This is a genomic window from Swingsia samuiensis, assembly GCF_006542355.1.
Taxonomy (GTDB): Bacteria; Pseudomonadota; Alphaproteobacteria; order Acetobacterales; family Acetobacteraceae; genus Gluconobacter; species Gluconobacter samuiensis.
On record NZ_CP038141.1, the window covers coordinates 439,041 to 452,645 of the forward strand.

At 47.4% G+C, this 13,605-nt stretch carries 13 protein-coding genes; 5 read left to right on the forward strand and 8 right to left on the reverse strand.

The window, feature by feature from the left end; genetic code table 11:
* Nucleotides 1-33: 33 nt before the first annotated feature.
* From E3D00_RS02085 to E3D00_RS02100, 4 genes are all read right to left on the reverse strand, one after another.
* Nucleotides 34-1,242 carry a DNA recombination protein RmuC gene (locus E3D00_RS02085; RefSeq protein WP_141459508.1) on the reverse strand — a complete coding sequence of 403 codons (1,209 nt, stop codon included), beginning with the start codon at nt 1,240-1,242 and terminating at the stop codon, nt 34-36.
* Between the two features lie 70 nt (nt 1,243-1,312).
* Nucleotides 1,313-1,558, reverse strand: a complete 246-nt coding sequence (locus E3D00_RS02090; RefSeq protein ID WP_141459510.1) for a hypothetical protein — start codon at nt 1,556-1,558, stop codon at nt 1,313-1,315.
* A gap of 87 nt (nt 1,559-1,645) precedes the next feature.
* Nucleotides 1,646-2,779: a BaiN/RdsA family NAD(P)/FAD-dependent oxidoreductase gene (locus tag E3D00_RS02095; RefSeq protein WP_246091509.1), complete on the reverse strand. Its 1,134-nt coding sequence runs from the start codon at nt 2,777-2,779 to the stop codon at nt 1,646-1,648.
* A 58-nt stretch (nt 2,780-2,837) separates the two neighbouring features.
* Entirely contained in the window at nt 2,838-3,506 is a 669-nt protein-coding gene (locus E3D00_RS02100; RefSeq protein ID WP_141459514.1) for a glutathione S-transferase family protein, read from the reverse strand.
* Nucleotides 3,507-3,584: 78 nt separating this feature from the next.
* On the opposite strand from E3D00_RS02100, the gene minC reads away from it, so the two are divergent.
* The 5 genes from minC (at nt 3,585) to E3D00_RS02125 (ending at nt 8,676) form a co-directional block, all read left to right on the forward strand.
* Nucleotides 3,585-4,322, forward strand: a complete 738-nt coding sequence (gene minC, locus E3D00_RS02105) for a septum site-determining protein MinC (protein ID WP_141459516.1) — start codon at nt 3,585-3,587, stop codon at nt 4,320-4,322.
* A 157-nt stretch (nt 4,323-4,479) separates the two neighbouring features.
* Nucleotides 4,480-5,298 carry a septum site-determining protein MinD gene (minD, locus tag E3D00_RS02110; protein ID WP_141459518.1) on the forward strand — a complete coding sequence of 273 codons (819 nt, stop codon included), beginning with the start codon at nt 4,480-4,482 and terminating at the stop codon, nt 5,296-5,298.
* On the forward strand, nt 5,295-5,579 hold the full coding sequence (gene minE, locus E3D00_RS02115) for a cell division topological specificity factor MinE (RefSeq protein ID WP_141459521.1): 285 nt from the start codon (nt 5,295-5,297) through the stop codon (nt 5,577-5,579). Before minD ends, minE begins: the two co-directional genes overlap by 4 nt.
* Nucleotides 5,580-5,662: 83 nt before the next feature.
* A complete protein-coding gene (locus E3D00_RS02120) occupies nt 5,663-6,016 on the forward strand; it encodes a YidB family protein (protein WP_141459523.1) in 354 nt (117 codons plus the stop codon).
* Between the two features lie 185 nt (nt 6,017-6,201).
* Nucleotides 6,202-8,676, forward strand: a complete 2,475-nt coding sequence (locus E3D00_RS02125) for a TonB-dependent receptor plug domain-containing protein (RefSeq protein ID WP_408909357.1) — start codon at nt 6,202-6,204, stop codon at nt 8,674-8,676.
* 23 nt (nt 8,677-8,699) lie between these two features.
* On the opposite strand, the gene holA is transcribed toward E3D00_RS02125, so the two are convergent.
* From holA to E3D00_RS02145, 4 genes are read right to left on the reverse strand one after another with little or no spacing between them, the layout of a single operon-like run.
* Nucleotides 8,700-9,698, reverse strand: a complete 999-nt coding sequence (gene holA, locus E3D00_RS02130) for a DNA polymerase III subunit delta (RefSeq protein WP_141459525.1) — start codon at nt 9,696-9,698, stop codon at nt 8,700-8,702.
* 3 nt (nt 9,699-9,701) lie between these two features.
* A complete protein-coding gene (locus E3D00_RS02135) occupies nt 9,702-10,379 on the reverse strand; it encodes an LPS assembly lipoprotein LptE (RefSeq protein WP_141459527.1) in 678 nt (225 codons plus the stop codon).
* 1 nt (nt 10,380) lies between these two features.
* Nucleotides 10,381-12,978, reverse strand: a complete 2,598-nt coding sequence (gene leuS, locus E3D00_RS02140) for a leucine--tRNA ligase (RefSeq protein WP_141459529.1) — start codon at nt 12,976-12,978, stop codon at nt 10,381-10,383.
* Nucleotides 12,979-12,985: 7 nt separating this feature from the next.
* Nucleotides 12,986-13,438 carry a DUF3576 domain-containing protein gene (locus tag E3D00_RS02145; RefSeq protein WP_181442006.1) on the reverse strand — a complete coding sequence of 151 codons (453 nt, stop codon included), beginning with the start codon at nt 13,436-13,438 and terminating at the stop codon, nt 12,986-12,988.
* Nucleotides 13,439-13,605 lie beyond the last annotated feature (167 nt).

The window sequence follows — 13,605 nt, forward strand, 5'->3', positions numbered from 1 at the left end:
CGGAATTTTTTCTACTTTCCCATTAAATTCCCGTTAAAGTTCTGCTTGCCCCTCAGATATACTCTCTGGCAACTCTTCTTCTGGGTGGTCCAAAACTTGCAAACGTCGCCCTAAAACACGCGTTCTACGCCGTGCTTCTTCTATTGTATTTCCCATAGCGCCGGCGCTTCTTTGTAGTTTCTCCAGAACTTGATCCATCTTCAACATTTCCTGTCGCGTTGCGCCTAACAGATTCGCAATCGCTTCGGTGCGTTCTTCTAAGGCTAAAGTCACATATCCGAGATGAACCGTCCTTAACATAGCAGGAAGCAAAGCAGGCCCCATCACCATGACACGATGCAGCCGTCCAATCTCGTCAATCAAACCTGGAATTCGTGCTATCTCTGTATAGAGCCCATCTGTAGGAACATAGAGCACCCCAAACTCAACCGTGAGCGGGGGCTTAATATACTTCGCCGCAATTTTGCGTGCTTCCAGCCTTACAACGGCTTCTAATTCTTTCCGAGCTGTTTTCTCACCAAGAGCATCAGCTTGTTCCGTTGCATTTAGAAGACGCTCATACGCTTCTGTAGGAAACTTACTATCAATGGCCAATCGTGGTTGCACTGTCCCGCGCACAGGCATTTTTATCGCAAATTCAACAACCTCGCCTCCATCACCCAAGCGAAAATTGGTGTCGTAACTTCCTTCTGGCAATACATCATCCAAAATGGAGCGACATTGCGCCTCTCCCCATCCGCCACGAGTTTTTACATTTGAAAAGAGGCGCTTTAAATCACCAATTTGTGCCGTAACACTTGTAACTTCACCCATTGCTTTTTGCATAAGGCTAAACTGCTCGACAACGCGCTGGAAACTCGTCTGCATTTGCTTTTCAACAGCACCATGCAATTGCTCGTTCACCGCAGCACGAATACGCTCAATCTGTTCACTCTGATTTTGAGCCATGTCACGCAGAGAATTGGAAAGGAGAACTCTACTTTCGGCCTGATCATGACCAATTCGTTGCGTCAGATCATTTAGTCGATCGGTCGTTTCCTGTCGCAAACGATCTATTCTGATAGAAAGAGCCCGTTCGACTTCAGCTAAATGGGCACGTTGATACTCTACATCTCGTACCCGCTCATCAGCCTCTCGCTCCAACAAGCGTGTAAAATCTCTCCCATGGGATGGACGCAACGCCATGATCAAAACGATCAACAAAGCTACGCACGTTATAATCCATGGGAGAAACTGCATCATATCTTGACCTTACCTCTACATTAAGAGGTCGGTTTAACCGTTTCTTCAGTCTTCCGCCAAGATCAATCTATTATTTTGCAAAAACATTCCCATAACTTGCAGCACCCAAGCCAGGACAAGAGCATGGACCATTCAACGGCGCCTTTACAGGAAGCTTACAAGAATAGATGCCCGCTTTGCAGACATTTCCATAACCCGCTACCGGAGCTTTAGGATCTACCGGCCCAGGGGAAGCCGTTCCAACGCAGGCGCTTAACCCAAGGAGGGAAAGGCCAATAACACAACTCTTTAGTGTGCGAGCAAGATTTAGGGACATTAATGACATCCTTTTAAGCATCGATTTCTTATCAACTAAAAAACGTATTATAAGTTTTATAATTGATCTATCTGTTTCTTCTGGATGCTATTCTTTACGCAAAGCTGCGGCCTTTCCGGCCGCTACACCACTTGACCAAGCCCATTGAAAATTATGCCCCCCCAACCAGCCTGTTACATCCACTGCCTCACCAATGGCATATAACCCGGGGACAGACATAACTTCCATCGTCTGAGACGATAAATCCCGTGTATCAATTCCACCACGCATCACTTCAGCTTTTGCATACCCTTCTGTACCGACAGGAGCAATCTGCCAATGAGCAATAGATGCCGCTAAAGCTTTTATTTTCTTATCTGGCAGATTAGCCAATGTGACGTCCCCTAAAGCAGCGGAAAAAGCCTTGGCTAAACGAGAGGGAAGTCCATCCAACAAAGCAGGAGGAGACGCTTTCGGGCGCGCATGCTTCATGGCCAACAAATGCTGCTCCGCATTCATATCAGGCAATAAATTGATCTGCGCGGTTTCCCCCTTTTCCATATAGGATGAAATCTGAAGCACTGCGGGGCCAGATATCCCTTTATGCGTGAAAACCATTCCATCACGGAAAGAGGGCTTTTTCTTTCCCACTTTTGCTTCCACTATTAAAGACACACCCGCAAGCGAAGGATCTGCATCCGGCAGAATTAAAGGGGCCAACGCAGGCGCGGTAGGAACAATTCTCACTCCAAAAGAACGAGCAATACGTAAAGATAAGTCAGAAGCGCCAAGCTTCGGAATGGACAGACCTCCTGTCGCAAGGATAACGGCACGAGCAATATATTCTTTTATATTCGTCTGGATTGAAAAGCCACGAGCGTGACGTTGAACATTCTTAATTGTCGTTTGCAGCTGTAGCTTACACTGCCCGGCGCGGCACTCTGATATAAGAAGGTCAACAATCTGCTTTGCTGATTGATCGCAAAAAAGCTGCCCCTTAGCCTTTTCATGCCATCGGATATGATACTGATCGACCTTTTTTAGAAAATCATGCGGTGTAAAACGTGCAAGAGCCGAACGAACAAAATGCTTGTTTTGTGATAAAAAGCACTGCGGAGCAGTCTCTAAATTCGTAAAGTTACACCGACCACCACCAGAAATCAGAATTTTTCGCCCTGGCTCTGGCCCATGATCCAACACCAAAACACGCGCGCCATCTTGAGCAGCCGAAGCAGCGGCCATAAGACCTGCCGCACCGGCTCCTAAAACAACAACATCATATATCTCTAGAGACACTTAATCAAAAATCGAGGTTGGCGTAATGTGCAGGCGGCGTAATCCCACTCACTTTATCCGTCAGGAGCCCACGAAAAGATGGGCGTGACTTAACCCTCGCATACCAATCTTTTGCAGACGGCGCCTTATTCCAATTAATATCGCCAATAAAATCTAAAGCAGAAAGATGAGAGGCAGCCGCAAAATCAGCTAACGAAATCGATGATCCACCCAACCATGAACGACTTTCAGCTAACCAACCAATGTAATCGAGATGAAACCGCATATTCGCATAGCCGGCTCTTAAGGCATTCCCATCTGGGTGCCCAAGGCCGAATAAACGCTTATCCACTTTTTCACCCAACAAATTACGCGTTACGCCGGAAGCAAAAAGCGTCTCAAACCAATCAACCAAACGCCGAATCTCAACACGTTCTGCCAGCGTCTTCCCTAAGAGGGGAGTATCAGGATATGCTTCATCCAAATATTCACAAATAACGCGAGCCCCCGGTACGGCTAGGCCGTTTTCTTCAACGAGGACAGGAACTTCTCCTGATGGATTAAGTTCGATAAATTCTTCACGTTTATCCCACACGCGCTCAATCATGAGTTCGCATGGGAGTCTTTTTTCACTCAACGCAAGTCTAACAAGACGACATTGCGGAGAAAGAGGAAGATGGTACAGAATACGCATTCCTCAGTTTCTAAGACAGCAAATACTTCACTACAAGAGTTTCCGTCACAGCTTTCTGACAAGGCCTATTATTTTACGATGTCAAACACAGCACCCTCCCCAGTTTCCCCTACTCCGATGCGTATCCGTGCTCGTGGCCGTTCATTCTTGGCTCTTGTCCTGTCCCCGGAACCCCCACTGCAAGACTGGCTCGCCGGGCTAGATGCGCAGATCAAACGTTCTAGCGAACTTTTCCGCGGAAAACCTATTATTCTGGACCTTAGTCTTCTCGCTCACGATACCCCTGATCTCGCGGCTTTGTATGAGAATCTTGTAACCCGTGGCGTACGAATCATCGGGATTGAAGGAGGAGACCGCACATGGGATGCTGTCTCTTCTTGGGATTGGCCGGATTCTTTTGCGGGTGGAAAACCTTCTGGTGAAATTGAACTCCCTGATCAAGACACTACTTCCGATTCGTCCAAATCACCGCCTTCTACTTCTCTGGGCGAGCCTCTTATTATCGAAACAGCAATACGTTCAGGTCAACGGTTCCAAAATCTTCACGGAGATATTATCGTTTTAGGATCCGTATCTTCAGGAGCCGAACTCATTGCAGGAGGCTCCATTCATATTTACGGAGCATTACGAGGCCGCGCTTTAGCTGGCATTAGCAGCAAAAACGCTCGCATTTTTGCCACTCGAATGGAAGCAGAGCTTCTTGCTCTCGATGGATACTATGCTGTCTCTGAAGACATTGATCCATCAATTATTGGCAAGTCTGCCCAAGTATTGCTTCAAGACGATCAAGTGGTTGTTTTCCCTTTACCACGTTAATAACAATTCTTTTTCACAAAAAAGTTAAATTTTCTTTCAATTTATCCTTATCCCTTGTTGCCGTCATGGCACAGTATCTCATAAGATAAAGAGGATAAGGGATTGATGAAAATAATGTGTAGCGGTTTCACCGCCCACGATTGATTTTGGAGTATTCATGGCCAAGGTTCTGGTTGTCACCTCAGGAAAAGGTGGCGTCGGCAAGACGACATCGACCGCCGCCTTAGGCGCGGCGCTCGCGCAGACGGGACAAAATGTTGTCCTAGTTGATTTTGATGTTGGTCTTCGGAACCTTGATCTTGTCATGGGGGCAGAACGACGTGTTGTTTTTGATCTGATCAATGTCGTTCAAGGCGATGCACGTCTCGCTCAAGCTCTTATCCGCGATAAAAGGTGCGAAACACTTTCTATCCTTCCCGCTTCTCAAACACGCGATAAAGACGCTCTTACCTCTGAAGGCGTTGCCAAAGTGATGGCAGAACTTCGTGAGAAGTTTGACTGGATCATCTGTGATAGCCCAGCAGGTATTGAACGCGGTGCTCAGCTGGCTATGTATCATGCCGATATGGCGGTCATTGTTACGAACCCAGAAGTAAGCTCTGTCCGCGATGCAGACCGCATTATCGGTCTTCTTGATAGCAAGACAGAAAAAGCTGAACGGGGCGAGAAGATGGATAAGCACCTTCTTCTGACCCGTTATGATCCAGCACGTGCAGCACGCAAAGAAATGCTAAACGTCGAAGATGTTCTGGAAATCCTTTCCATTCCTCTCGTTGGCATCATTCCAGAAAGCGAAGATGTTTTAAACGCATCAAACGTTGGTGCTCCTGTTACACTCGCCAATCCAGAAAGCATCCCTGCCCGCGCTTACTTTGAAGCTGCCAGACGTTTAGCTGGAGAAAAACTGGAAGTATCTGTTCCAGTAGAGAAAAAAGGATTTTTTGACTGGCTCTTTGGCAAGAAGAGGGTCGCATGAGTTTTCTAAGCAATCTTTTCTCCAAACGGCAACAAGCCAGCGGTGCAATAGCTAAAGACCGGCTCCAAATTCTGCTAGCGCATGAGCGTAGCGCCGGAGATGGAAGCACTTCCGAACTGATCCAGAAGCTCCATAAGGAAATTATGGAAGTTGTCGCCCGACACGTTGCCGTGGATCAGGACAAAGTGCAGATCAAGGTTGATCAGGGAAGTGGCGGATGCTCAACATTAGAAATTGATGTTGAGGTCCCCCAAGAGCTTTACCATCAAAAAGCATCATAAGACCCTAAAAATGCCAGAAACTCTTCTGGCATTTTTTTCTTTCACTTCATGAACATATTCAAATAGCAACTAAGGTATAATTTATGAGCGGGTTTTTCGGTAATATCATGAACCAAGCTGTCGGTGCTTTAGGCGGCCAACTTGGCGATAAAATTGGTGAGCATTTTGGTGATTTCATTCGAGGTAACGGACTACAAATGCTGCTTAGCCAAGCCAGCAAAGTAGGCCTGCAAGATAAAGTACAATCCTGGATTGGAAATGGTGAGAACCTACCCATTTCAGCCGATGAACTACGTAGCCTTCTTTCAAACGAACAGATCAACGCAATTCTGGAAAAGACAGGCCTTCCCGTTGGGACAGTCCTACCACTAATCGCTCAGGTTTTACCGAATTTAGTGGATAAACACACACCTGAAGGCACAGTCCCTTCAGCATAATTTCTACCAGCGCTACGTTTCTCACCGTAGCGCTGGCTCCTCCTTTTAAGCTTCTGCATTGCGATAATTACGCCACACTTTCCACAAAAATCACGTCGTCGTGATTATTTACGCAAAAAGTTATTGATTTTTATTTTACACGATAAGATTTTGTAATTCGTTTTATTTACTTATGAGATCGTGAAATCGTGTCTGTACGTAATCTTACCCGGCATCCTCTCCTCCTAAGCACTTCATTGCTTGGCTCTTCACTCTTAATGCCGATCAGCGGATTATGTGCAGCGCCTACCCATTTTTCAAAAAATACAAAACCGCATATTCCATCCCACGTGCATCCCAAAGCCGCGCCTAAAACAGAAGTTTCAGGCGGGAGTGAATCCGTTATTGTTACCGGAACACGAGAATTTGGTAAGAAAGCGCGTGATTCGATTTCTCCCATTGATGTTGTATCCAATAAACAAATTACATCGACTGGGCAGCCCACCTTAAGAGATGCCCTCTCTCTCTTGCTCCCCTCCCTCACCATCCCAACTTCTGGGTTTGATGCAGGCGCTTTAACGGACACCATCGCCTTACGTGGATTAAACCCGAACGAAACGCTTATTCTTGTTGATGGCAAACGCCGTCACACCACCGCAAACATCTATGCGGATCCAGGCCCATCTCAAGGTTCTACACCCGTCGACATTGACATGATCCCCATGTCAATGATCGATCATATTGAAGTCCTAAAAGACGGCGCATCCGCCATGTATGGCTCGGATGCCGTTGCAGGAGTTGTCAATATTATCCTGAAAAAACAGGCTCGCGGCCTGCACATGCGCTCTAATAGCGGCATCACAAGTGAAGGCGATGGGTTCCAACAAGGTGTGTTCCTAGATGGAGGGTTTAACCTTCATGATCGTGGATTTGTACATATCGGAGGGGACCTGGTTCGCCAAGATCACGCCTTAAGGTCGGCAGCAGATAGCCGGACAGGTACATATGTCAATAAAGTCCTCAGCCAACCGGAACAAACAAGACAAAGCGTTGCTATTAACGCTGGATATAATATCACAGACCACATTCAGGCATATGTTACCGGCACCTATGCACACCGCCATGCGGAATCTTTCCAGAACTATCGCACCCCATCTTCTTTAAGCAAATATCCTGGATATGCTGCCATCTTCCCAGATGGCTATTCTCCGATCCTCGCTTTAGAAGAAAATGATTACGAAATTACAACAGGCTTAAAAGGAACTCTCTCTGGATGGCACTGGGACCTTTCCACTGTTTACGGTCGTGATTATAATCAATTTGATGCCTTAAACACGACAAATACAGCCGTTTATACTGCTACCGGTCGTACACCTACCCGCTTTGATACCCAAGGCTATAATAACTCTCAATGGACAAGTAGCTTTGATCTTTCCAGAAAGTTTAATCTCTCTTTTTGGCCCCATAGCATTAACGTCGCAGGAGGAGCCGCTTACCGTTATGAATCCTATTCTGTAGGCACGGGCTCCCCTGATAGTACTCTTGGAACGGGGGCCGATGCTGTTCCCGGGACCCAGCCTTATAATGCAGGCAATTGGTCCCGCGATGTTACATCCGGCTATATCGACCTTGCCACCCATCTGATGAAACATTGGTCCTTAGACCTTGCTGGCCGCGTAGAGCATTATACCGATATTGGCGATGCCAAGACAGGAAAGGTCGCAACGCGCTATGACTTCAGCAAGCGTTTCGCTATTCGAGGAACGTTTAGTAATGGCTTCCATGCCCCAACGCTCCCTCAGCAGCATTATTCAGCCTTGGCTATTTCCCCAAATGCCGCACGTGGTTTAATTGCCAATAGTTCTCCAGGGGCTCTTGCCAATGGTGCTTCCAGCCTTAAACCTGAATACTCAACCAGTGTTGAAGGTGGGATTGTTGCCGAACCCATTAAAAAACTCCACATTACAGCAGATGCGTATCAAATTGATTTAAGAGATCGCATTATGCCGGGCGGAAATGTTCGTGGGGCAGCGGCATATAACACCCTCCTCGCAGATGGGTTTCCTCTCCCTGCCAGTGCAGCAAGCTGGCAAGAAGGGCAGCTTTCAGCACATTGGTTTGCCAATGTCGCCAATACACGAACGCAAGGTTTGGATATTACGGCAACATACCCTGTCGAATTACATCAATTTGGGCATATCGATTGGGATACAGCTATCAATTTAAACCGTACACGTATGCGCCATCAGGCAAGCAGCTCCACAGGGCAAGGACTACTTGATGCGCAGTATGTTGCTTATATGACGACGGCTTTTCCTCGCTCTAAAATTATCTTTGGTGCTCAATGGCGATCCCCTCACAATAAATGGAATGTAGGGGTTCACGAAATCCGATACGGCCAAACAACATCTCAACTGACCTATTATTCTGGTCCCAATGCTTTTAGTGGCGGTTTCCGTGAATTTAAAAATGCTCCTAAATGGACGACAAATGCATCCGTGACTTACAATATCAATCATCATTGGAGCGCAACAATTGGAGGCAATAATATCTTTGCAGCTTTCCCATCCGCCGTTCCCAAAGAGAATCGTTATTTAGGGGCACCCCAGTATTATATGAGCACTAACCAGCTTGGGATTCTGGGGGGATACTACTACCTCGATGTCAGCGCTCGTTTCTAAAATATAAGCAGGATCTTTCCTGCTTATTTCCAAATCTGACTCAATGCTGCGATATGCCTCCGACACAGTAACTCGTCTGGGGCACCACTTTGCTTACAGGCTAGTTCGAGTGCTTGCGTTTCATTTAAAGCTTTCTCTAAAGAGGATAAAGGCCAACGGTCTAAAGCTTGATTAAAGGCAGGCACTTTCTTAAAAAAAACGGGAGGCCTTAAATTTTTCATCGCCTCCGCACGCCCTTGACCACTTCCTACAGCAAGAGCCACTCGTTCTAAACGCCCCAAAACGCCCAAAGCACTCCGTGCCACTGCAACAGCATTTGCCCCGTCTGCTAAAGCGCGTTCCAACGCCTGATCTGCTTCTGCCCGATTACCGGACAAAGCTGCAAACACAGCATCCTCTAAAGAATTTCCTCCACCATCCCCGATACAATCCTGAACAGAGGACAAATCCAACTGCCCACCCTTGCCGGCATAAAGAATAAGCTTCTCTATTTCTCCACGGATGCCGCCACGATCTGCCCCTAAATGATTAACCAGCCAAAGCAAAGCATCCCGATCAATCGTGACACCTTCTTTTTGCAAGGCATCTGTCACTGTTTTTGAGAGGGCTTTTCCTTCTTCAGGATAACAAGCAATGGATGCAACGTCCTTGTGCTTTTCTGCAAAAGCCCGGAGCTTGGAGCGAGGGGTTAAACTGGCGGCCTCTATAACAATGAGCGTATCTGTTGATATTTCAAGGGCTTTTGTTAGCTGCGTTACGATGTTTTCTTGAGCATCCCTCAACCAAACTACACGACGACCACCGATAAGAGAAAGCGCTGTTGCTTCTTCTTCCAACCGGTCCTGTGTGTCTCGATTCAACTGCGCCACACGAAAGGGATCATCTGTCGTTTGAGCAACGTACCGTACAACCTGAAGCGCACGTTCTCTTATTAACCCAGTATCCTCTCCATAAAATAATAGAGCCCGCCATGATCCCGCATCTTTTAAGATCCGTTCAACATTCCTAGGCTCTATTTTCATGTTTTATTGGGCAGACTGTGTCGTTGTTACCGTTGGCAGACGACCAATAGAGGCGGCAGGGAAACCATCTATTCCAACAGGGACAGTTGTTTTTTGTCCGTTATCTTTAGGCATTCCATCCATATCCACATAACGAGGCATCTCTTGAGCCGCATCTGGATTATTCTGCGATGGTTTGGCACGAGACTTAAACCACGTTGCTACCTGCATCATCACTTGGTTCGCCAAATTGTCTGCAATACGCGCTTGCAACGTTTCATCATTCAAAGTCTGAGCAAAATATTGCTCATAAGTCGCATTATATCCATCTAAGGTATTCGCATCGCCTTGAGCGATAAGCTGAGGATATTGCGCTACCGTGAAAAGCTGCCAGTGCGCTGTACCATTTCCACGTAATCTACCGGCTGTGTTATCCCGGTGAATATCCAGCACTTCTTCTCCCATGCTGGAATTAACACGCAACGTATATTTCTGTGGATTCTCTGGCCCTGAGCCGCTTAAGTCTTTTTGCAGAGCAAGGCGCAACAACTGACCATAACGACCATAAATATTCTCAACATACACTTGAGAAAGCTCAGAACCAACGCTCGTGGTGGGGCTTAACTTTCCATAAAGAGGTGAAAAACCACACCCCCCCAACATGAGTAAGCTTAATAAGAAAACAGCACCTTGTCGTTTCATTTCACCCTGCCACCACAAAATTAACAATGCGGTTCGGAACATGAATTTCTTTCACCACACGCTTACCTTCCAATGCTTTCGCTACATTGGGCTCTGCTTTCGCCGCTGCGAGAACATCTTCTCTTGGCGCATCGGGAGGAACATCAATCGTTCCTCTCAATTTTCCCAAGACCTGTACACCAATCGTAATGCTTTTCACTGAAAGCCACTCTTGCTGCGCCTCAGGCCATGCCCGATTAACAACCAATTCACCTTCAGGCTCAAGACGCGCCATCATGTCTTCTGCCAAATGTGGCATCATCGGCGCAACAAGCAAAGACAAAACATAAGCAGCCTCACGACGGGCCGCCGGTAATCCCTCTGCTTTTTTAGTCATGGTATCGGCCAATGCTGATGTCAGCTCATGTAAACGAGCGACGGCAACATTCGGTGTAAAAGCTTCTAAAGCCTCTGTTACCGCAACGATCGTACGATGTGTAACACGTCGTAAATCGTCCCCACCCTCTCCATGAACACTATCAATCGGATCCTGCTCGGCAACAGCGGTGACTAAACGATACAGCTTTTGCCCATACCGAGCTGCGGCTGCAACGCCTGCTGCCGTCCACTCCATATCACGTTCAGGAGGACTATCAGACAGAACAAACCACCGCGCTGTATCAGCACCAAAGCGCTCAATAATATCCACGGGGGATACGGTATTGCGCTTGGATTTGGACATTTTTTCAGAACGCCCAACCTGAACAGGAATCCCGGTGTCCTTCCGAACAACACTCTCCCCTCGATGTTCTACCTCTTCAGGATAAAGCCATTCGTTACCATCTCGATAGCTTTCATGGGTCACCATGCCTTGGGTAAAAAGACCATCGAAGGGTTCATCTATACCGACATGCCCTGTCTCATGCATCGCCCTTGTAAAGAAGCGCGCATAAAGCAGATGCAAAATCGCATGCTCAATCCCGCCAATATATTGATCGACAGGGAGCCAACCATTAGCCGCATCAGGGAGTGTCGGCGTATCAGCGCGCGGGCTTGTGAACCGTGCGAAGTACCATGAACTATCCACAAATGTATCAAATGTGTCTGTCTCTCGGGTCGCCTTGCCACCACATTTAGGGCAATCAACATGCTTCCATGTGGGATGATGATCCAACGGATTACCAGGACGATCAAACGTAACATCTTCTGGCAAAACAACAGGCAGCTGATCATCTGGGACAGGAACCGTCCCACAAGAAGAGCAATGAATAATCGGGATCGGGCAACCCCAATAACGCTGGCGAGATACTCCCCAATCTCTCAAGCGCCAATTAACGACACCATGCCCTACGCCCATACCTTCAAGGCGCTCTATGACCTTCTTCTTTGCAACCGCAACATCCAACCCATCAAGAGGGCCCGAATTATAAAGCGTTGCATCACCCGTAACCGCTTTTTTGCCAATCACAAATGTTTCTGGGTCCTCTCCTTTCGGGAGAAGAACTTGCGGGACAGGAAGGTCATATTTCCGTGCAAAATCCAGATCTCTCTGATCACCACAGGGGCAACCGAACACAGCACCTGTTCCATAATCCATCAGAACAAAATTCGCGATCCATACTGGTGCTGTTTTATCTGGATCTAACGGATTAGAAACACGCAAACCCGTATCAAACCCACGCTTTTCCGCTGCTTCAATCGCTTCTTCTGACGTTCCCATACGGCGACATTCTTCAACAAATGCCGCTGCCTGTGCATTATTCTTCGCAATCTTCGCAGCCAAAGGGTGATCAGCCGAAATACCGATAAAGCTCAGGCCAAACAACGTATCGGGGCGTGTTGTAAAGACCTCAACACTATCCAGATCAATATCAAAGCCTTCAGGAGGATTGCTTAATGGGAAACGAACTTTGGCCCCTTCTGAACGACCAATCCAACGCTCCTGCATCGTCCGAACGCGTTCTGGCCAACGATCAAGCTTGTTCAGGCTTTCCAATAATGGTTCAGCAAACTTGGTAATCTTCAAGAACCATTGAGACAGGGTTTTCTTCTCAATGAGTGCTCCAGAACGCCAGCCTCGCCCGTCAACAACTTGCTCATTCGCAAGCACTGTTTGATCGACAGGATCCCAGTTCACAGCTGAATCACGACGCTCAACCAGCCCTGCGGCCATCATATCCAGAAAAAGCTTTTGTTGCTTGCCGTAATATTCTGGCAAGCATGTCGCAATTTCCCGATCCCAATCCAATGAGAAACCGAGCCTTTGCAGCGTTCCCCGCATGGTTGCGATATTTTCCATCGTCCATTTGCCGGGGTGCACATTTCGTTCACGCGCTGCATTTTCAGCGGGAAGGCCAAAAGCATCCCAACCCATTGGGTGTAACACACTAAAACCACGGGCACGTTTATAACGAGCGACCACATCTCCTAATGTATAATTCCGTACATGCCCCACATGCAGCTGTCCCGATGGGTACGGAAACATTTCCAGCACATAATATTTTGGCTTATCAGCAGGTGGGATATCAGGAACTGAAAAAACATTCTTCCGTGCCCACTCTGCTTGCCAGAAGGGTTCACGAGAATGGAAATCAAACATTGGAATTGTCGTATCGCTCATATTAAACTCAGTTATCCCGACCGCCATTCTCTGCGCGCAGTTGGCGTGCACGTGCAAGAATACGTGTTGTTATGTCGGATGTAATCGTTTCAGAAACAGGTGTATCCTGCCATTGGCCACCTTGATATTCCTGACGGAATACAGACACACGCAAAGCATCTGACCGCAAACGACGATCAAGAACATAAGCCGCAATTTTAAAGCGCTCATTCTTGCTCGCAACAGGCTGATACCAATCCGTCAAGATAACACCGCCAACCGCATCAGCCGATGCAAGCGGCATAAAGGATAATGTATCAATCGCACCGCGCCACAAATACGCGTTAACGCCACCTTTTAATTGATCAGCTCCGCCTTCTGCGCCTCGATCCACACCCAAGAGGTGATTACGTGGTTTTGTTAAGCTGTTAGGATCCCGCTCGCTATGTCCGCAAGCGGCGATTGTTCCTAATGCCAGCATACCTGCGGCAAACCGAACTGCCAGACGTCGAGAAGAACTAGTAACTGTCATTTGCATACGAGGCATCATGGTATCCTGCGGGCCAAGCCAAGGCCGATCTCGGAATAGATATAAATTGGCAAAATTCATATCCCAAACATTTCACTCTTCATATCGTGCTCATGAGA

Excerpts from the sequence above, each read along its gene's own strand:
- E3D00_RS02085 (WP_141459508.1), bottom strand. The coding sequence starts at position 1,242 with ATGATGCAGTTTCTCCCATGGATTATAACGTGCGTAGCTTTGTTGATC.
- E3D00_RS02135 (WP_141459527.1), bottom strand. The coding sequence starts at position 10,379 with ATGAAACGACAAGGTGCTGTTTTCTTATTAAGCTTACTCATGTTGGGG.
- E3D00_RS02090 (WP_141459510.1), bottom strand. The coding sequence starts at position 1,558 with ATGTCCCTAAATCTTGCTCGCACACTAAAGAGTTGTGTTATTGGCCTT.
- E3D00_RS02145 (WP_181442006.1), bottom strand. The coding sequence starts at position 13,438 with ATGCTGGCATTAGGAACAATCGCCGCTTGCGGACATAGCGAGCGGGAT.
- E3D00_RS02100 (WP_141459514.1), bottom strand. The coding sequence starts at position 3,506 with ATGCGTATTCTGTACCATCTTCCTCTTTCTCCGCAATGTCGTCTTGTT.
- E3D00_RS02095 (WP_246091509.1), bottom strand. The coding sequence starts at position 2,779 with ATGGCCGCTGCTTCGGCTGCTCAAGATGGCGCGCGTGTTTTGGTGTTG.
- minC (WP_141459516.1), top strand. The coding sequence starts at position 3,585 with ATGTCAAACACAGCACCCTCCCCAGTTTCCCCTACTCCGATGCGTATC.
- minE (WP_141459521.1), top strand. The coding sequence starts at position 5,295 with ATGAGTTTTCTAAGCAATCTTTTCTCCAAACGGCAACAAGCCAGCGGT.
- leuS (WP_141459529.1), bottom strand. The coding sequence starts at position 12,978 with ATGAGCGATACGACAATTCCAATGTTTGATTTCCATTCTCGTGAACCC.
- minD (WP_141459518.1), top strand. The coding sequence starts at position 4,480 with ATGGCCAAGGTTCTGGTTGTCACCTCAGGAAAAGGTGGCGTCGGCAAG.
- E3D00_RS02120 (WP_141459523.1), top strand. The coding sequence starts at position 5,663 with ATGAGCGGGTTTTTCGGTAATATCATGAACCAAGCTGTCGGTGCTTTA.
- holA (WP_141459525.1), bottom strand. The coding sequence starts at position 9,698 with ATGAAAATAGAGCCTAGGAATGTTGAACGGATCTTAAAAGATGCGGGA.